This window comes from Cupriavidus lacunae, from assembly GCF_003353055.1.
Classification (GTDB): Bacteria; Pseudomonadota; Gammaproteobacteria; order Burkholderiales; family Burkholderiaceae; genus Cupriavidus; species Cupriavidus lacunae.
In genome coordinates this window covers 22,386-39,827 of sequence record NZ_QKWJ01000068.1, presented here as the reverse complement: position 1 = coordinate 39,827, position 17,442 = coordinate 22,386, and the positions used below count along the sequence as shown (strand labels likewise).

Annotated in this window: 18 protein-coding genes; 5 read left to right on the top strand and 13 right to left on the bottom strand. The window is 66.1% G+C overall.

From position 1 onward, the window contains the following. Positions 1-359 precede the first annotated feature (359 nt). The 10 genes from DN412_RS32680 to DN412_RS32635 form a co-directional block, all read right to left on the bottom strand. The gene (locus tag DN412_RS32680; protein WP_115215362.1) at positions 360-758 is read right to left on the bottom strand and encodes a DUF350 domain-containing protein; all 399 of its coding nucleotides are present in this window, start codon (positions 756-758) and stop codon (positions 360-362) included. A 62-nt stretch (positions 759-820) separates the two neighbouring features. Then, entirely contained in the window at positions 821-1,534 is a 714-nt protein-coding gene (locus tag DN412_RS32675; RefSeq protein WP_115215361.1) for a hypothetical protein, read from the bottom strand. A gap of 6 nt (positions 1,535-1,540) precedes the next feature. After that, positions 1,541-2,716 (bottom strand): glutathionylspermidine synthase family protein, encoded by a 1,176-nt coding sequence (locus DN412_RS32670; protein ID WP_115215360.1) that lies wholly within the window; start codon positions 2,714-2,716, stop codon positions 1,541-1,543. Next, positions 2,716-4,110: a saccharopine dehydrogenase NADP-binding domain-containing protein gene (locus tag DN412_RS32665; RefSeq protein WP_115215359.1), complete on the bottom strand. Its 1,395-nt coding sequence runs from the start codon at positions 4,108-4,110 to the stop codon at positions 2,716-2,718. Before DN412_RS32665 ends, DN412_RS32670 begins: the two co-directional genes overlap by 1 nt. A gap of 196 nt (positions 4,111-4,306) precedes the next feature. Continuing rightward, the gene (gene hutG, locus DN412_RS32660) at positions 4,307-5,251 is read right to left on the bottom strand and encodes a formimidoylglutamase (RefSeq protein WP_115215358.1); all 945 of its coding nucleotides are present in this window, start codon (positions 5,249-5,251) and stop codon (positions 4,307-4,309) included. A gap of 2 nt (positions 5,252-5,253) precedes the next feature. Further along, positions 5,254-6,015 (bottom strand): amino acid ABC transporter ATP-binding protein, encoded by a 762-nt coding sequence (locus tag DN412_RS32655; RefSeq protein WP_115215357.1) that lies wholly within the window; start codon positions 6,013-6,015, stop codon positions 5,254-5,256. Continuing rightward, entirely contained in the window at positions 6,012-6,680 is a 669-nt protein-coding gene (locus DN412_RS32650) for an amino acid ABC transporter permease (protein ID WP_115215356.1), read from the bottom strand. Before DN412_RS32650 ends, DN412_RS32655 begins: the two co-directional genes overlap by 4 nt. 18 nt (positions 6,681-6,698) lie before the next feature. Then, a complete protein-coding gene (locus DN412_RS32645; protein WP_115215355.1) occupies positions 6,699-7,454 on the bottom strand; it encodes a glutamine ABC transporter substrate-binding protein in 756 nt (251 codons plus the stop codon). An 80-nt stretch (positions 7,455-7,534) separates the two neighbouring features. Beyond that, positions 7,535-8,329: an IclR family transcriptional regulator gene (locus tag DN412_RS32640; RefSeq protein WP_115215354.1), complete on the bottom strand. Its 795-nt coding sequence runs from the start codon at positions 8,327-8,329 to the stop codon at positions 7,535-7,537. 134 nt (positions 8,330-8,463) lie between these two features. Next, a complete protein-coding gene (locus DN412_RS32635) occupies positions 8,464-9,123 on the bottom strand; it encodes a methyltransferase family protein (protein WP_115215353.1) in 660 nt (219 codons plus the stop codon). A gap of 145 nt (positions 9,124-9,268) precedes the next feature. On the opposite strand from DN412_RS32635, the gene DN412_RS32630 reads away from it, so the two are divergent. After that, positions 9,269-9,592, top strand: a complete 324-nt coding sequence (locus DN412_RS32630) for a nucleotide pyrophosphohydrolase (RefSeq protein ID WP_115215352.1) — start codon at positions 9,269-9,271, stop codon at positions 9,590-9,592. 141 nt (positions 9,593-9,733) lie between these two features. Beyond that, positions 9,734-10,627: a restriction endonuclease gene (locus DN412_RS32625; RefSeq protein ID WP_115215351.1), complete on the top strand. Its 894-nt coding sequence runs from the start codon at positions 9,734-9,736 to the stop codon at positions 10,625-10,627. 45 nt (positions 10,628-10,672) lie between these two features. Here DN412_RS32625 and DN412_RS32620 read toward each other — a convergent pair whose 3' ends face one another. Beyond that, a complete protein-coding gene (locus DN412_RS32620; RefSeq protein ID WP_115215350.1) occupies positions 10,673-11,182 on the bottom strand; it encodes a DUF2938 domain-containing protein in 510 nt (169 codons plus the stop codon). Then, entirely contained in the window at positions 11,175-12,065 is an 891-nt protein-coding gene (locus tag DN412_RS32615; protein ID WP_115215349.1) for a class I SAM-dependent methyltransferase, read from the bottom strand. Before DN412_RS32615 ends, DN412_RS32620 begins: the two co-directional genes overlap by 8 nt. Positions 12,066-12,139: 74 nt before the next feature. On the opposite strand from DN412_RS32615, the gene DN412_RS32610 reads away from it, so the two are divergent. Together DN412_RS32610 and DN412_RS32605 are read left to right on the top strand one after the other, a co-directional pair. Then, positions 12,140-12,580 (top strand): helix-turn-helix domain-containing protein, encoded by a 441-nt coding sequence (locus tag DN412_RS32610; RefSeq protein ID WP_115215348.1) that lies wholly within the window; start codon positions 12,140-12,142, stop codon positions 12,578-12,580. A gap of 108 nt (positions 12,581-12,688) precedes the next feature. Further along, positions 12,689-13,804 (top strand): Fic family protein, encoded by a 1,116-nt coding sequence (locus tag DN412_RS32605; RefSeq protein ID WP_115215347.1) that lies wholly within the window; start codon positions 12,689-12,691, stop codon positions 13,802-13,804. Between the two features lie 53 nt (positions 13,805-13,857). On the opposite strand, the gene DN412_RS32600 is transcribed toward DN412_RS32605, so the two are convergent. Further along, positions 13,858-15,657, bottom strand: coding sequence for a methyl-accepting chemotaxis protein (locus DN412_RS32600; protein ID WP_115215346.1), 1,800 nt, complete (start codon positions 15,655-15,657; stop codon positions 13,858-13,860). A 510-nt stretch (positions 15,658-16,167) separates the two neighbouring features. Here DN412_RS32600 and DN412_RS32595 point away from each other — a divergent pair. Continuing rightward, positions 16,168-17,370 carry a DUF4382 domain-containing protein gene (locus DN412_RS32595; RefSeq protein ID WP_115215345.1) on the top strand — a complete coding sequence of 401 codons (1,203 nt, stop codon included), beginning with the start codon at positions 16,168-16,170 and terminating at the stop codon, positions 17,368-17,370. Positions 17,371-17,442 lie beyond the last annotated feature (72 nt).

The window sequence follows — 17,442 nt, the reverse complement described above, 5'->3', positions numbered from 1 at the left end:
ATCACCTGCAAGTGGGGCAGCGCCACGCACGACTGGAAAGCGGCCATGAACCAGTTCGCGATCCTCTACGAGGATCGCTTCACACAACCCCATCACTGAGATAGGATCAAAGGCCTGCCTGCCCGGCAGGCAGGCCTTTAGCCTTGCACACAAAAATCCTGACACCCCCCCTGCCGCAAATTCGCATCGGCTTGGTCCTAGGCTGATCACGCCCCCCCAGATGGACTGCAATACGCGTAACGCCGTCTGGAGCTTGCGTGGCAAGTCGAATGACCAGGCCGTCTTGATGCGGGCGATCGGGCATTGGGCCATTCAGGCGATGGCTAGCGGCGCTTCGCGATCCGTGGGCGCAAGCAACCTCAAGTCAAACAAGCCGCATTAACCACCCCCACCGCCAACGAAATCACCCCCATCACCGCCCCAACCCCCCTGTTATCGCTGGAAATCGCCTCACTAACACCCCCCATCACCCGCGCCACCACCAGATAAGCCAACACCTGCACCGCAAACGCCCCAAACGCCCACAACAAAAACATCCCGAACGTAGCGTTGTGCTGAATGCTCGACGACAACGTCAGCGAGAACCCCAGCACCGCCCCGCCCAGCGACAACGCCGCCGCAACATTCCCCTCGCGGATCAATTGGAACTCACGATGCGGCGTCACCCGCGTATAGACCAGCATGAACAGCCCCAGCATGGCAAAGCTGGTGGCGATGTAGATCAGGTAGGCAAGCGCCGGGTGCATGATATTGACCATCGGTTGGATTCGTTGTCAGTTGTCAGGGATGTGAGTACGACATGGCATTCAGCAAGCGGCACTCAGCCGCCGCCTGAGCGTCCGGAGCTGCCGAAGCGGCTGGCGAAGCCGCCGCGCGATACCACCGGTGCGCGCGACACGGCTGCGGCGCGCATGGACAGGCCCATGGAGCGACCGCCGCTAAGGGAGCTGCGGCGGACGGTGGCTTCTTCGACCATCGTGGCGTGCGGGGTGGCGCTGGTGAAGGATTGCGTGCGCGTGCCGGTGCTGTCGTAGACGTTCATGGGGCGCAGCGGGCCGGCGGACATGTCGCGCTGGGTCTGGGTGCCGTTGGGGTGATAGACGGTGCCGCTGGAGGTGTAGTACGGGCCGTACCAGTGTGCGTAGTAGTGCGTGCCGCTGCTGCCATGGCTGCTGGCGGCGGCGTCGCTGGCGGATGCGGCCAGGCTGGAACTGTAGATGGTGCTGGTGTCGTCGGCCGGCACGCTTTCGCAATCGTCGGGGGCGTTCCAGTCGGCTTCGCAGTCTTCCAGCGTGGCGTAGCTGGCGCGGCGTACGGTCACGCCGGGATCGTCGTCGGCGTCGTCGCTGCAGGAGCCGAGTGCCGCCACGCCGGCCACTACGGCGCAGGCGCCGACGATCCATAGCGTGGGCGAGCTGCGTTTCTGTTCGCCCGGCTGCGGCTGCCACGCGGACCGGGGCGATCCCTTTGACCTGGGCTGGTACGGGCTGTCGTACTTCGACGGCTTGCGGCCGTTGTTGTTCTGCTTTGCCATCGGTCCTTACTCGTTCAGGAAGTAGTGTGGAACGAAGAAGCTGGTGTTCTTGGCGATGGGCCCGGATTCTTCGCGCACGCACAGGCCGCTGGGCACGTCGTCCACGATCCATACGCCCAGCGTGGTGTAGCGCTCGTCAAAGCGCCGCGCCGGGGCGTAGGCCTGGTAGATGAAGCCTTCGGCGCCGTATTCGCCGGGGTTGTGGACGTGGCCGCCTTCCGGGGTGGCCAGGGTCACGCTCTCGCCCTCGCGTGACAGGAAGGGCTTTTTGGCGTGCGGCTCGCCGACGAAGCGGCTGGGGTCGAAGCTGGCTTCCAGCAGGTTCGGGTGGCCGGGAAAGAGCTCCCACAGGATCGGCAGGATGGCCTTGTTGGACAGCACGGCCTTCCACGGCGGCTCGACCCAGCGCACGGGGCTGTGCGCCAGCTGGTCGCGGTAGTCGGAGGTGGCCATCCATTCCCACGGGTAGAGCTTGAAGACAACCTCCATCGGCACGTTGTCGGCGTCGTAGAAGTTGCCGCGGCCGTCGGTGCCGATGTCTTGCAGGTCGACCAGCTTGACGGACCAGCCGGCCTGCAGCGCGGTGTCCATCAGATACTCGGTGTTGCAGATGTCTTCCTGGCTGTCGAACATGCACGCCAGGTGCAGCAGGCTGGCGTTGCGGTAGTGGTTGCGCAGCCATCGCCAGCGTGCCACCAGCGCGTCGTGCAGGCTGTTGAACTGGTCGGCCTGGGGCTGCACGGTGTCTTTCCAGTACCACTGCGCCACGGCGGATTCGATCAGCGAGGTCGGGGTGTCGGCGTTGAACTCGTACATCCTGGGTACGCCGTGTTCGTCCAGCGTCATGTCGAAACGGCCGAACAGCGTGGGCTCGTCGCGGTCCCAGGAGGTGCGGATCAGTTGCGCGAAGTCCTTGTCGATCGCCAGGCGCGCGAACAGGTCGTGGTCGATCACGTGCTGCACGGCTTCCAGGCAGCGCTGGTTCAGGTCGTACGCGGCAGCGTAGAGCGTTTCCACCTCTTGCTTGCTGAAGGCGTAGGCGGCGTCTTCGCGCCAGTAGAAGAAGGTGTTGTCATCGACTTCGCGCGGGACGTTGAACTCGTCCAGCGAATGGAAGTGGAAGCCGACCTTCTCAAGTTCGCGCGGCCAGTTGGGGCGCGGGGTCTGGGGGATGCGTTGCATCAGCAGGCGAGCGATAGTGGCGTTGGATCGGGCTGGGCCATGGCATCGTCCAGCAGGAAGTCGGTGAAGGCCAGCGCGCCGGCTCCCGGCCGCGGCAGCCAGTCGGTGAACTGCACGCTGAGCGGGGCCCACCAGTGCGCGGCATCGGCCAGAACAGGGCGGAAGTCGAGCACATCGGATTCCACCACGCCACGTGCCGGGTTGGCCAGCATCCACTGCATGCCGGCGACCAGGCTCGATGCCACCTGCAGGCTGGTGGCGGTGTTGTACGGCGCCAGCGAACGCGCGCGCTGCGTGGGCAGGCGTGATCCGTACCAGACCGCGCCGTGACGGCCGCTCATCAGCAGCACGCCGAGTTCATCCTCGCCGCACTGGATCTCGTCGCGCAGGATGCGTTCGCCGCGCACGCGCGGGGCGGCGCGGGCGTCCAGCCATTGCATCGAGGTCTGCGTGGCGGATGTCGGGCGGTAGGCGTAGTAGACGGTGGGGCGATACAGCGGCTGGCCGGCAGGCTGGTCGGTCAGGTATTCGGCGATCGAGATCGATTCGTTGTGCGTGATCAGGTACGCATCGAAGGGGCCATGCACCGGCGACCACGACCGAACGCGTGTACGATGGCCGGGCCGGTCCAGCGCGATCGCCGCGCCGCTGCCGTAGCCGTGGCGATAGCCATCGGGCGGCAGCGCGGGCTCATGGCTGCCCCAGCCGAGTTCGGCGTCCTGCAGGCATTCGGTGATAAAGCCTTCGGCCGACCAGGTGTTGGCAAACTCGCCGTCGCGCGGGTAGCCGGGGGCCTGCTGACTGTCGTACTCGGCGATCTGGATCACGCGCACGTCCAGCGCGCGTGCCAGTGCGGCCCAGCCGGCGCGGTCCTCGGGCTCGGGCCGATTCAGGCCGACATTGCTGGCCAATGCCATCAGTGCGGCCTTGACCAGTACCGATACCAACCCGGGATTGGCGCCATGCGCCACCAGCGCGGTCGGCTGCGCCTCACGGCCGCGGGCGAAGGCCAGCATCTCGTGGCGCAGTGCGTAGTTGCTCAGGTGCGAGGCTTGCGGGTCGGCCTCGTAGTCCCAGGGCTCGATGCCGGCATCGACATAGAACGCACCGCGCGCCTGCGCCAGTGCGATCAGGTCGCGGCTGCAGACAGAGGGTGCTAGGTTCAGCAGGAAGGCGCCGGGCTGCAGCAGCGGGCCCAGCATGGTTTCAAAGTTGTCGACCGTGATGGTGGACTCAATTGCGTCCAGCCCGTGCCTGGCGGCCAGTTGCCGGCGGGCGCCGTCCAGCATGCGGTCCACCACGGTTATCGCTGCCCGCGGCCAGGCTCGCTCCAGCAGCGGCAGCACGGCCTGGCCGATGCAGCCAAAGCCGACGATGACGATTTGTTCGATCACGCAGACCCTTCCGCCCGTAAGCGGCGACGGGCGGCCCGGGGGCACGGCAAGACGGCCGCGCCGGCGCAGGACTGCCCTCGCCTTGCTTTATCAATTCTGATCAGAATCGCTAAATACAGCGAAGGGCAATACTATAGCCGGGCGCTGCGGCTGCCAACTGCGGGGCGGCCGGGCGGCCGGGGGCGTGACCTGCCTGTCAGCCGAACAGGCGCCAGGCCAACCGCGCAGCCACGCGCGCGCCCAGGTGGTCGCGGTCGTACTGCGGGTTGTACTCGGCCAGGTCGGCCGCGCGCAGCTTGCCGCTGCGGCGGGCAAGCATGGCCACTTCCTCCACCACCGGCAATGGCACGCCATAGGCGGCAGGTGCCGACACGCCCGGCATGACGGCCGCCGGCAGGGCGTCGAGGTCGATGGTCAGGTACAGGTGATCCGTGGCATCGATGCGCGCCGCCAGTTCGGCGAGGCGCGATGCCAGGTGGCGCTCCTGCATTTCCACGTCTTCCACGTAGCAGACGCCCAATTCGTCGGCGCGGCTGAAGAGCGCCGGCGTGTTGCTGAGGCGGCTGACGCCCAGGCAGACATAGTCGAACGGCTGCCCGCGCTCGGCGCAGGCATTGGCGATCTGGTCGAACGGCGTGCCGGAGCTTGCGGGCCGGCTGGTGCGCAGGTCGAAGTGGGCGTCGATATTGATGATGAGAACGCGCCCGCCATCGTCCTGCGCATCCAGATGCGCGCGCAGGCCTTGCCATGTGCCCCAGGCCACTTCGTGGCCGCCGCCCAGCACCAGCGGGAGGCCGCCGCGCGCCAGCACGTCGCGCACGGTGCCCGCCAGCGCCAGCTGGGCCGACTCCAGGTCGCCGTCCTCGCAGCTGATATTGCCGGCGTCGTATAGCGCGGGCAGCCCGTGCGCCGGCACGTTGGCCAGCGCCTGGCGGATGGCGTCCGGGCCGTGCGCGGCACCGGGGCGGCCCTGGTTGCGCAGCACGCCGGCGTCGCAACGGAAGCCGAGCAATACCGGTGCGCCGCCGAGGGGCGTCACGTCTGCCGTTTCCAGCGCTTGCACGATGCGGAACAGGCGCGTGGTGTCGCCACGCTCGCCGTTGTCGACACGACCCTGCCAGGGATTCTGGGTCACAGCCATCCTCACGCTCGCGTCAGTACGGCCTGCAGGAAGCCACGCGTGCGTTCCTGCGTCGGCGCCGAGAAAATGACCGACGGCGGCCCGGCCTCGATGATGCCGCCGCCATCCATGACGACCACCACATCGGCCACTTCGCGGGCAAAGCCCATTTCATGGGTGACCACGACCATGGTCATGCCTTCGGCGGCCAGCACCTTCATCACCTGCAGCACCTCGCCCACCAGTTCGGGGTCAAGCGCGGAGGTCGGCTCGTCGAACAGCATCACGCGCGGCTCCATGGCCAGTGCGCGGGCAATGGCCACGCGCTGCTTCTGGCCGCCCGACAGGCTGGCGGGCATGGCGTGGGCCTTGTGCGCAAGGCCAACCTTCTCAAGCAGGCTCATCGCCTTGCGCTCGGCTTCCTCGCGCGAGGCGCCGCGCAGCATGCGCGGGCCCACCGTGACGTTGTGCAGCACCGACAGGTGCGGGAACAGGTTGAACGACTGGAACACCATGCCCACTTCCGTGCGCAGCTGGTTCAGCTCGTGCTCGCCGATCGGCTGGCCGTCGGTCACCAGCCGCTTGCCGACGATATCGATGGTGCCGGCCTCCGGTTGTTCCAAGCCGTTGCAGCAGCGCAGGAAGGTGCTCTTGCCCGAGCCGCTGGGGCCGATCACGACTACGACCTGCGACGGCTCCACATCGAAGTCGATACCGCGCAAGACGGAATGGCCGCCGAACGATTTGCCCAGGTTCCGGATCCGGATGATTGCGGAATCGCTCATTGCACCATGCCTCCCATGCGCAGCCTTTGTTCAGCGCGCTGCAGGATCAGCCCGGCCGCGCTTGTCAGGATCAGATAAACCAGCGCGATCGCCAGATAGACTTCCAGCGACCGGTACGACACGCTGATGATCTTCTGGCCCTCGTGCATCAGGTCGGCAATGGTCAGCAGCGACACCAGCGCCGAGTTCTTGATGAGGGCAATGAACTCGTTGCCCAGCGGCGGAATCATGCGCACGATGGCCTGCGGCAGGATCACTGCGCGCATGGCCTGGCCCGAAGACATGCCGATCGAGCGGGCGGCTTCCATCTGGCCCTTGTCGACGGACTGGATGGCGCCGCGCACGATTTCCGACACGTACGCGCCGGAATAGATGCCCAGCCCGATCACGCCGCACACAAAGGCCGGCAGCAGGATGTTGAACTGCGGCAGCCCGAAGAACAGCAGGAACAGCTGCACCAGCAACGGCGTGCCGCGGATAAAGGTCACGTAGGCGGTGCAGATGCCGTAGATGAAGCGGCGCCTCGGGTCCAGCCGGCCGATACCGACCAGGAGGCCCATGACGCAGCCCAGCACCAGCGCGCAGGCCGTCACCTCCACGGTGACGATGGCGCCGTGGAGGATGTCAGGCCAGCCGGCAAAAACAGGAGAAAAATCCAATTCCATGATGATGATCCGCGCGGCTTACTTGGCGGCCGCGCCGAACCATTTCTGGGTCAGCTTGGCGTAGGTGCCATCGGCCTTCACTTTGGCGAGTGCGGCATTCAGGGCGCGGGTCAGCTCGGGCGTGTCCTTGCGCACGGCCATGCCGTATTCCTCGGTGGTCAGCGGCTGCTCCACCATGCGCAGGCCGCCGCGGGTCTTGGCGTACTGCATCGCGGCCGGCTTGCCGGTTACGGCGGCATCGGCGCGGCCGATCTCGACGAGGTTGAACATTTCCTGGTTCTTCTCCACTTCCACACGCTGCACCTGCGGATACGTGTCGCGCAGGAAGTTGACGGACTTGGTCCCCACCTGCACGCTGACCTTCTTGCCGTTCAGGTCGGCCGGGGCGTGGATGGTGGTGTTGCCGCTCTTGACCAGCGCCACCAGGCCGCCGATGTAGTACGGCTCGGTGAAGTCCACCACCTTGCGGCGCTCGGGGGTGATGTAGATGCCGGACACGGCCATGTCGAAGCGGCGCGAGATCAGCCCGGGGATCAGGCCCTTGAAGTCGATGTCGGTCCATTCGACCCGCTTGCCCATCGTCTTGGCCATGGCTTCCACCAGCTCTACGTCAAAGCCGGTGCGCTTGCCGTTCTCGACAAATTCCATCGGCGGGAAGGTGGCGTCGGTGGCCACGCGCAGCACGGCATTGTCCTGCGCGTGCGCGGCGGTGCCGAGGGTCAGGGCGGTCAGGGTTGCCAGTCCGGCCATCAGGCATTTGCGGCGAAGGTTCATGGAGGTCTCCTATTCTCGGGAACGAGGGGTCTGCCGTCGCATGGGTCTGCCGACGGCGGTGGTAATGGTTTGCTTTATGTTCAGTAAGATTGCAGCCGGGCGGAAATCCGCATCGCCGCGGCCACGGTCATGTCGATCAGTGCGGTCTCGCGCCCTTGCCGCCGTGTGGCCGGCACCATCAGCGTGATGGAGCCGAGCGCATCGGCCTTGCTGCGCCGCGAGAAGAGCGGCGCGCTCACGCCCCACACGCCCGGATCCACCTCGCCCTCGCTGACGGCGTAGCCGGTCTCGCGAATGGCGGCAAGCTCGGCCAGCAGCCGTTCGGCTTCGCCTGGCTCGCACTGGGCACGGACCAGGCGCTCGCGTGCTTCGTCGCGCATGAACGCCAGCAGCGACTTGGCCGACGCACCGGCGCGCAGCGGCACGCCGCGGCCCTTCTCGAACGAGCAGCGCAGCGACTGGCGGCTCTCCACCATCTCCAGGCACACCGCGTGATCCTTGACGGCGACGACCAGACCCACGCTTTCATCGGACTGCTGCGCCAGCAGTTGCATGTCGGGCAAGGCTTCGCGCGCCAGGTGCGAGGCCATGTCAAAGCCGAGCGCCAGTTGCAGGCTGATCGGGCCCGGCGCGTATTCGCCGTCGGACTCCAGCACAAAGCCCCAGCGCTTGAGCATCATCAGTTGCCGGTAGAGCGTGCTCTTGGGCAGGCTGGTCTTGGCAACCAGCTCACGCACCGTGATCGGCGCGCCGTGTTGCGCCAGCGCCGCCAGCACGAACAACACGCGATCGGCACCGCCCGCGGGCTGGCCGGGTTCGGCAGGCGCGGAGGTCGCGGGTTTCACGGCGGTGGGGTTGTCGACGGCATTCAGCATAGGGTCCAAGAATAGGACCTGATTCCCGGAAATCAAAACCACGAGTCCCGGAAAATGGGAATGATCGACTAGGGATAACCCTTGGTGCCTGGCAGATTGATCAGCCAAGTGCGCGGCGCGCCGCTGCGCCGCGATCAGTAGATGCCCGGCAGCATCCGCCAGGTCCTGGCGCAGTACGAGGCGTACTCCTCACCAAACTGGTCGCGCAGCAGCGCTTCTTCCGCCCGGATGCGCGCCAGCAGCACCGGTACCATCAGCAGCGTCAGCACCACGCCTACACCGGAGCGGAAGGCGAGTACCCATCCCAGCGAACTGACCAGGAAGCCGAGGTAGCTGGGGTGCCGTATCACGCCATAGATCCCTGTGGTCACCAGCGTATGCCCCGGCTGGATCGCCACCAGCCCGCTGAAGCGCCGCCCCAGCACAAACACCGGCCAAAGCCGCAGCACGCCGCCGCCGGCGAACAGCGCCACGCCGATCCAGCGCATGGTGTTGCCATCGAGGGTCCAGTAGCCGATGCGGTCGGTGAAGGGCGGCAGGTATGCGGCCAGCAGGCCAAGCACGCCAAACACGGCCAGCACCCAACGGTTGCCACGGTCCTCGCGCATGCCGCTGCTGATATTGCCACCGGAGAAGAGTGCGGCGATGGACAAGGCGAACAGGACCAGGGTCAGGGCCACGCGCGCGGGGTGCGCGAAGAACGGGCTGATGCCGCCCCACCCTGCGATGGCGATGGCCAGGTAGGCGAGCATGCCGGCCAGGGTGGCAATCGCCAGGCCGGGAGTCGGGCGCATGGGGAACCTCCGTTGCGACGGTGGATGCACAAGCGAAGGGTAAGCCTCAGGCGGCCCGGGTGTCGAGGGCGGCCGGGTCGTGCTTAAATCAGCGTTTTGCGCCGGCCCATGCCGGGGCGCAGTGAAACGCTATCGCCACACCGCCATGCCCCTGATCGACATCAAGAACCTCCAGCAAGCCGCCCAAGACTTCGGCAAGGCCCGTAACTGGGGCAAGTACCACAGCCCCAAGAATCTCGCGATGGCGCTGAGCGTGGAGGTGTCCGAGCTGGTCGAGATCTTCCAGTGGCAGACCGATGCGGAATCGCGCGCCATCATGTCCACTGGCGAGCGCGAGCATGTGGAGCAGGAACTTGCCGATATCACCATCTACCTGGCGCAGCTGGTGACGGCGCTGGGCGTGGATCTGGATGCGGCGATCCGGGCCAAGATGGAGATGAATGCGAGGAAGTATCCGTTGCCGGAGTGATGTCCGGCGCGACGGCTGCGCTCACTCTTCGGCTGATTCTTCCCTTCCTTCCCCGTCGTCCCCCGCGAGCGCGGGGACGACATGGCTGCTTCCGCACGGCATCCTTCTCTCTGACAAGCACAAGAGGAAAAGGGGGTCGCCATGGGTCGCAGGAAGCACTCGAGCGTCTTCGACGATCTGTATGGTATTGCCGCGGCACTGCCATGGTGGGTGGGCGTGGCGTCGGCCATTTTTGCCTACGTGGTGTTGCACCGCTATGCAATTGCCGAAGCGCAGGTCACCGCTGTACCCAGGCAAATGGGTCAAATGGTCGTGTCGCAGATGGTCAAGGCGCTGTCGACGTACGGGCAGTACATCGTGCCGCTGGTGCTGTTGGCCGGCGCGCTGGCCTCGTGGGTGGGTCGCCGCAAGCGGCAAGTGCTGGTGCGCAGCGTGGCGGCGGGCCAGTCCGGCGACGCCCTGCGTCAGATGACCTGGCGCGATTTCGAGCAACTGGTGGGAGAGGTGTTCCGCATGCGCGGTTACGCCGTGGCCGAGACCGGTGGCGGCGGTGCGGATGGGGGGATCGACCTGCGGCTCAGAAAGGGCAACGAGCTGGCGCTTGTGCAGTGCAAGCAATGGCGCGCCTACAAGGTGCCGGTCGCGGTGGTACGGGAACTGTATGGCGTGATGACTGCGCAGGGTGCGGCGCAAGGATTCGTTGTCACATCGGGACAGTTCACCGCCGATGCGCGGGCCTTCGCGTCCGGGCGGAACATTGCGCTGATCGATGGCGAGGCACTCACTGCGCTGATCAAACGTACCCGTGCTGCAGCGTCGAGGGAATCGACTGCAATGCCGTCCGCGGCTGCGAACGCGTCGACGCGCGCCGCGGAGCCGCAGCGGCAAGCTGAAACGGCGCCGGGGGCTGCACCCGGCTGCCCTCGCTGCGGCGGAGCAATGATCCAACGCATCGCCAAACAGGGCGCGAACGCTGGCAAGCCGTTCTGGGGCTGTGCCACGTTCCCCAAATGCCGCGGCGTGCGTGGTCTCTGACGCTGCCGAGCTCGGGGAACGGCAGCCTGCCACTGTGCCTGCCGATCAAATCGGTCTCGCTACCAGACTCACCACCCAACCAGCCACATAAAGCCCAAGCCCGAACACCGCATGCGTCACCAGGCTATGCGTCCGCGCCACATTCGGCCGCGGCGTGCGGCTCGCCGCGATGCCCGCGCCCATCGCCGGCTGCATCACCAGGAACGGTGCGGCCACGCTGCCGAGGCCGACGATCAATGCGGGTGCCAGCGTTGGGTGGCGCGCCCAGTCAAGTCCCCATAGCGCCAGCAGGATGGCTGCGAACAGGATGCCGATCACGTAGTGCGCGATCCAGCCGATCACGTTCTCCCCACGCACCGGTGGCGTGGCGGCGATGGGGCGGTGACACAAGCGTCCGCGCGGCAACCAGGCGAGCCAGCGGCCCACCAGTCCATAGTTCAGCACGGGCACGCCGAGCAATTGCTTGCGCAGGATGGCCCACACATCCATCGCCAGCGTGGCGCCTGTGCCAATTGCGATGGCGTTGAACAAAAGCACCGTCGCGGCATCAGGCATGGGTAGTCTCCCCAGCCCGCTGCGATACGGCGGTTGCCCGCGCAGTGATGATCCAGCAAGCCGCGGTGTAGCGCACGGTTGCGCCATGCACGTAAGGCTCGAAAGCGGCGCGCACTGTGTCGACGACTCGGGCGCGCGTGTCGGCATCGGCATCGCGCAGCGCCAGGCCGACGGGGCCCAGGCGGGACAGGTAGCCCACCAGCGCGGGCGCCGGCAGCGTGCAGGCGATGTCGATCGGCTGTATTTCGATCTCGTGCCATCCGCTGGCCTGCAGGATCGAAAGCACGCGTTCCCTGTCGCCGAAGGCGAACTGTCCGGGCGCACCCGGCTGGCGGGGCGGCAGGTTGGACAGCAGCGGTGCCGCCGCGCGTTCGGCGGTGGTCATGAACGGATTCTCGGCAGCGCTGCGCCAGGCAATGCAATGCAGCGTCGCGTCCGGCATGGCCGCCTGCCGCAGGTTGGCAAAAGCACCGACCGGGTCGCTGAAGAACATCACGCCCAGGCGCGACACGATCATGTCGAAGCTTGCCGGTGCGAACGCGTAGTCTTGCGCATCGGCACGGATAAAGCTCGCAGTGGAGCCGTCCCGTTGCGCACGGGCCCGTGCGGTGGCGAGCATCGGCTCGGAAATATCGATGCCAGTGCATTGGCCCTGTGCACCGAGCCGGCGCGCCAGCGCAAGCGTGGTGCTGCCGGTGCCGCAGCCGACGTCGAGCACATGCCGCGCTGAGGTCTTGCCAACCGCTTCGACAAACAGGTCTTCCAGCGGCCGGAACATGTCGTCGAGCACGGCCTGCTCCTCGACCCAGGCATGGCCGGACGGGCCGTTCCACAGTGCGGCCTGGTCGCCGCCGTTGATGCTGATCCGTTGTTTCTCACCCATGGCCGTATCCCCTTGCACGCCACCCTAGCGTGGAAGCTACACTTTGCCAGTTCAAGTCGACTTGAGGTCAAGCGGTGAAGAGCCTGGATATTGCGGAAGTGGCCCAGCAGGCTGGCGTGCCGGCATCGACGCTGCGGTACTACGAGGAAAAGGGGCTGATTGCATCCATCGGCCGGCGCGGGATGCGGCGCGTGTTCGATGCGGGTGTGCTGGAGCGGCTGGCGCTGATCGCGCTGGGGCGTGCCGCCGGCTTCTCGCTGGACGACATCGCGCAGATGTTCTCGCCGCAGGGGCAGCCGCAGATCGATCGGGAGATGCTGGCGGCCAAGGCCGATGAGCTGGACCGGACCATCCGCAAGCTGACGGCAATGCGCGACGGGCTGCGGCATGCGGCGGTTTGCCCGGCGCCAAGCCATATGGAGTGCCCGAAGTTCAGGCGGATCTTGCTGGCGGCGGCGTCGGGGGCGATAGGTGGGCGCCGGGAGCACGCGGGGCCTCCTGGTGGCCACCGGTAGATGCCGAAAGATTCTCTTGAGGCGTGCGTGCGGAGATTGGAGTGACATTCACCGCAATGTTTGCGGTGAACAATTTGCGTTTGCGGAGATAGCTGCCATAATCTCCGCATGAAACGCGGAGAATGGCTCTACATCTGGCAGTCGCCCGACTGGCCACTATTCCACTACGACCTGGCAGCGTTGGCTCGGCCGCTGGCTGATGTGACACGCGCCCAAGGCATGCTTCTGGGCCGCCTTGCCGACGTAGGCATGGCCTTGCGGGATGAGGCCAGTCTCACCGCGCTCACCGAAGACGTGGTCAAGACCAGTGAGATCGAGGGTGAACGGCTCAATGCCGATTCAGTGCGGTCTTCCCTCGCGCGCCGGCTGGGCGTAGACATCGGCGCACTGGCCCCGGTGGACCGGCATGTGGAAGGTGTCGTGGAGATGGTGCTGGATGCAACCGGCCGCTGTGATGAGCCGCTCAGCAAGGAAAGGCTGTTCGGCTGGCACGCGGCGCTTTTCCCGACCGGGTATAGCGGCATGTCACAGATACGAACTGCTGCATGGCGTGACGATGCCAAGGGCGCAATGCAGGTCGTGTCTGGTCCCTATGGGCGCCAGCGCGTCCATTTTGAAGCGCCGCCGGCGGACAGACTTGAGCCGGAGGTCGCGCGATTCATCGATTGGGCCAACACGGACCAGACAGATGCGCCAGTACTGAAGGCCGGCCTGGCGCATCTGTGGTTCGTCACGTTGCATCCGTTCGATGATGGCAATGGCCGTATCGCGCGGGCGATCGGTGACTTGCTTTTGTCCCGGGCAGACGGCAGCCCTCAGCGATTCTATAGCCTGTCTGCGCAGATCCAGCGTGAGCGCAAGGATTACTACGACATCCTGGAGCGCACGCAGAAGGGCTCGCTGGACATCACCGAATGGCTCGCGTGGTTTCTCGATGCACTGCTGCGGGCCGTGCAGAATGCACAGCACACGCTGGATGCCGTCCTGGCGAAAGCGCGCTTCTGGCAACGCTGGGGCGCGACGCCGATGAACGAGCGACAGACGAAGCTGCTGAACCGGCTGCTCGACGGCTTCGATGGCAAGCTGACGTCCAGCAAGTGGGCTGCAATTGCCAAGTGCTCGGCGGACACGGCGTTGCGGGATATCAATGAGTTGGTGGCGTTGGGGGTTTTGCAGAAGTCAGGTGCGGGTGGGCGCAGCACGTCATATAGACTGGCAGATTGAAATCGATTGATCGTCACGGCCGATGTCGATGAAGAAATTCTTGCAAGCCAGTTTCACCCCAACCTGAACTGCCCCACCGCCCCAGCCAGACTCCCAGCCTGCGTCTGCAGCGCCGCCGCCGCAGCCGTGGACTGCTCAACCAGCGCCGCATTCTGCTGCACCATCTGGTCCAGTTGGCTTACCGCCATATTCACCTCTTGAATACCGCGGGTCTGTTCCATGGCCGCGTGAGTGATCTCGGAAATAATCCCAGTCACCTTTGACACGTTGCTGACGATCTCGCGCATGGTGTCGCCGGCGCGGCGGACCTGGTCGGAGCCGGAGGTGACGCTGCCCACGGTGGATTCGATCAGGGTCTTGATCTCCTTGGCGGCCTGGGCGCTGCGCTGGGCCAGGGCGCGCACTTCGCCGGCCACCACGGCGAAGCCGCGGCCCTGGTCGCCGGCGCGGGCGGCTTCCACGGCGGCGTTCAGCGCCAGGATGTTGGTCTGGAAGGCAATGCCTTCGATCACGCCAATGATGTCGGAGACCTTGACCGAGGCGGTTTCGATCTGGCCCATGGTGCTGATCACTTCGCCGATCACCACGCCGCCGTCGGCGGCCACGCGCGAGGCGGTGGTGACGGACTGGTTGGCATACTGTGCGGAGTTGGCCGACTGGCCGACGGTCGCGGTGATTTCTTCCATCGAGGCCGCGGTCTGCTGCAGGCTGGCGGCGGCGGATTCGGTGCGGCGCGACAGGTCCATGTTGCCGGCGGCGATCTCGTCGGAGGCGGCGCGCACGGACTCGCTGGCGTCGCGGATCTGGCGCATGATGGCGCAGAGCTTGTCGGCGAAGGCGTTGAAGGCGCGCGCGATCTGTGCGACTTCGTCGTTGCCGCCGGCGGGCAGGCGCTGGGTCAGGTCGCCGTCGCCGGAGCCGATGGCGTCCATGGCGTCGCACACGGTGGACAGGCCACGCAGCGACATCGTCGCCACGCCCCAGACCACCGCGGCGGCCACGCCCGCAATCAGCACCAGTGCGATGACCGATGCGATCAGCACGGAGCGCATGCCGGCGGTGGCCTCGGCCTTGTCCAGGGCGACGATGACCATCCAGTCGGTGCCCGGGATGGCGCGTGCCCCGAGCAGCTTGGCGCTGCCGCCGATTTTGAATTCCAGCGGCGTCTTCGCACTGGCCAGTGCGGCGAGCTTGTCGGCGTTCAGCGCAGGCACAAGGTCCGCCACCGGCTTGAGCGTGAGCTTGTCATCGGTGTGCGCGACGATGTCGCCGTTCTTTGCCACCAGCATGCCGAAGCTCGCCGGCGACGGGCGGATCGCCTTGACGTTGGCGATCACGGTGTCCATGGCCACATCGCCGGACACCACGGCCTTGACGCCGCCGTCGCGCACCACCGGCGCGGCAAAGGCCACCACCAGCTTGCCGGTGCCGGCATCGACATAGGGCGGCGTGACCACGGGTTTGCCGGCCGTGGCGGCCTGCTGGTACCAGGGGCGGCCGGTGGGGTCGTAGCCGGGCGGGATACCTTGCGGATTGGAGAACTTCGCGGTCTTGTCGGCGTAGCCGACGTAGACATTGGTGAAGCCGCCGGCGTCGGCAATCTGTTTGAGCGCGGCGTCGGGTTCGGGCTGCAGCACGGCGTCCTGCAGCGACTGGATCATCTGGCTGTGCGAGGCCGCCCAGTCGACGATGGCGCTGGTGTGGCCGCTTTGCACGGCGGCGAGGCTGCTGTCGATGGCGTCTTCGTTATAGCGGTTGGCAACGAACTGGTTCAGTGCCGTATTGATGGCGAGCGCGGCGACGACGATGGCCACGCACAGGGCCACGATCCGCGCACGGATGGTAGTGAACATCAGGGAGATCCTTCGTAAGGAATCGTTGGGGGCGTTTGTGTGTGGGATTGCCACCTCGCTGTATACGGAGCGGGTGCGCCCGACTTGAGACTGTCCGGCGGAATCCTGTTGAATGGCCTCAGGTTGACGACACAACGCGCCAAATTAGTGCACAAGCGTGCGCTTTCTCATTCGCGGCGGCGATGGCCATGAGAGGGGACTGCAATGCTGGCGATAAGGTGACCCGCGTCTTTCCTTGCAGTGCAACGCAGATCGAATCGCGGTGCAACGCGCGCGACATGCCGGGGGCTGGCGCAGGGGCCATTGGCGCTGGTGGCAACTGCAGCAGAAACGCTTGCGCAGCGCAGTCGTTGGAGATGAAGAGCTTCAGCATCTAGCCAATGCTGCCTGACCACTCATGCAGACAATGTCGCGACTTTTTCACAACGTATTACAAAGACTTACAGCCGTTATGCGAACTGCAACATATCCTCCGGTCATCCCACTCACAAATAATGCGGAGAGACTACCGTGTCAGTCCTTTCTTTGACTTCTGCGCCGGTGCGCGTACTTGCCCTGAGCGGTGCCCTTGCGCTGGCTGCCTGTGGCGGCGGTGGCGACGGCGGCGGCGGTGGCGGTGGGCAGGGAACGCTCCAGGTCTCGATGACCGATGCACCGGCTTGTGGTTTCAGCAGTGTCTTCGTGACCGTCAATCAGGTGCGTGTCCACACCAGCGCCAGTGCCGATGTCAATGCCAGCGGCTGGGTCAATATCGATGTGGTGCCGGCACGCAAGATCGACCTGCTGTCGCTGACCAACGGCGTGTTGTCGGTGCTGGGCCAGACCGCGCTGCCTGCCGGCGACTACCAGCAGGTGCGCCTGGTGCTGGCTGCCAACACTGGCGGCGGCGCCAATGCGCTGGCCAACTCGGTGGTGCCGACCGGCGGCACCGAGCAGACGCTGGATACGCCAAGCGCGGTGCAGTCCGGCATCAAGATCAACCGGCCGTTCACGGTGGCGCGCGGTACGCTGACCGACCTGGTGCTGGACTTTGACGCGTGCAAGTCGGTGGTCAGGCGCGGCAATGGCACCTTTGGGCTGAAGCCGGTGGTGACGGCAGTCCCGGTGACCGTCAGCGGCGAAGTGAACGGCGTGGTCGCTGCATCGCCGGGCGCGCGCGTCTATGCCGAGCGCAACGGCGTGGTGGTGAAGGCAACGGTGGCGGATGCCAACGGCAACTTCAAGCTGTCGCCGATCGAGCAGAGCAGCACGGCCGGTCCGGTCGACGTGGTGGTAGTGCCGGGTGAAGCCAATGGCAAGGCGACGGGTATTGTGCGCGCCGTCCCGGTGGTGGTGGGCACGCCCACGTCGATCTCGACGGGGCCGATCACGCTGCCGGCGTCGGCGTACCGGCGTGTCTCCGGCACGGTTGCGCCGGCGTCCGCGGAGGCGACCGTGCGTGCGCTGCAACTGGTCAATGGCGGTACTTTCGAGATCGCGTCGACTGCTGCCGCGAGCGATACCGGCGCCTATAGCCTGTTTGCGACCGAGCGCGCGCTGCCGGCCGCTGCGCCGGTGATCGGCACCTACCAGGCCGGGGTGCCGGTGACGCTGCTGCCGGTTGGTACGGCAGCGGGCAAGTACACGGTGCAGGCCGCCAGCAACGCCGGCGCGACGGTGTCGCAGCCGGCCGATGTCAGCGCCGCGGATGTGCTTGTGAACCTCTCGTTCTGAGGCCGGGGGTTTCCGAGAGGAGACCGGAAGGGGGCTTCGCCCTCTTCCGGTTTTTTTTATGGGCGGCCGACT

Excerpts from the sequence above, each read along its gene's own strand:
- DN412_RS32640 (WP_115215354.1), bottom strand. The coding sequence starts at position 8,329 with ATGCTGAATGCCGTCGACAACCCCACCGCCGTGAAACCCGCGACCTCC.
- DN412_RS32615 (WP_115215349.1), bottom strand. The coding sequence starts at position 12,065 with ATGGGTGAGAAACAACGGATCAGCATCAACGGCGGCGACCAGGCCGCA.
- DN412_RS32680 (WP_115215362.1), bottom strand. The coding sequence starts at position 758 with ATGGTCAATATCATGCACCCGGCGCTTGCCTACCTGATCTACATCGCC.
- DN412_RS32605 (WP_115215347.1), top strand. The coding sequence starts at position 12,689 with ATGAAACGCGGAGAATGGCTCTACATCTGGCAGTCGCCCGACTGGCCA.
- DN412_RS32650 (WP_115215356.1), bottom strand. The coding sequence starts at position 6,680 with ATGGAATTGGATTTTTCTCCTGTTTTTGCCGGCTGGCCTGACATCCTC.
- DN412_RS32635 (WP_115215353.1), bottom strand. The coding sequence starts at position 9,123 with ATGCGCCCGACTCCCGGCCTGGCGATTGCCACCCTGGCCGGCATGCTC.
- DN412_RS32625 (WP_115215351.1), top strand. The coding sequence starts at position 9,734 with ATGGGTCGCAGGAAGCACTCGAGCGTCTTCGACGATCTGTATGGTATT.
- hutG (WP_115215358.1), bottom strand. The coding sequence starts at position 5,251 with ATGGCTGTGACCCAGAATCCCTGGCAGGGTCGTGTCGACAACGGCGAG.
- DN412_RS32655 (WP_115215357.1), bottom strand. The coding sequence starts at position 6,015 with ATGAGCGATTCCGCAATCATCCGGATCCGGAACCTGGGCAAATCGTTC.
- DN412_RS32630 (WP_115215352.1), top strand. The coding sequence starts at position 9,269 with ATGCCCCTGATCGACATCAAGAACCTCCAGCAAGCCGCCCAAGACTTC.
- DN412_RS32600 (WP_115215346.1), bottom strand. The coding sequence starts at position 15,657 with ATGTTCACTACCATCCGTGCGCGGATCGTGGCCCTGTGCGTGGCCATC.
- DN412_RS32675 (WP_115215361.1), bottom strand. The coding sequence starts at position 1,534 with ATGGCAAAGCAGAACAACAACGGCCGCAAGCCGTCGAAGTACGACAGC.
- DN412_RS32620 (WP_115215350.1), bottom strand. The coding sequence starts at position 11,182 with ATGCCTGATGCCGCGACGGTGCTTTTGTTCAACGCCATCGCAATTGGC.
- DN412_RS32670 (WP_115215360.1), bottom strand. The coding sequence starts at position 2,716 with ATGCAACGCATCCCCCAGACCCCGCGCCCCAACTGGCCGCGCGAACTT.
- DN412_RS32645 (WP_115215355.1), bottom strand. The coding sequence starts at position 7,454 with ATGAACCTTCGCCGCAAATGCCTGATGGCCGGACTGGCAACCCTGACC.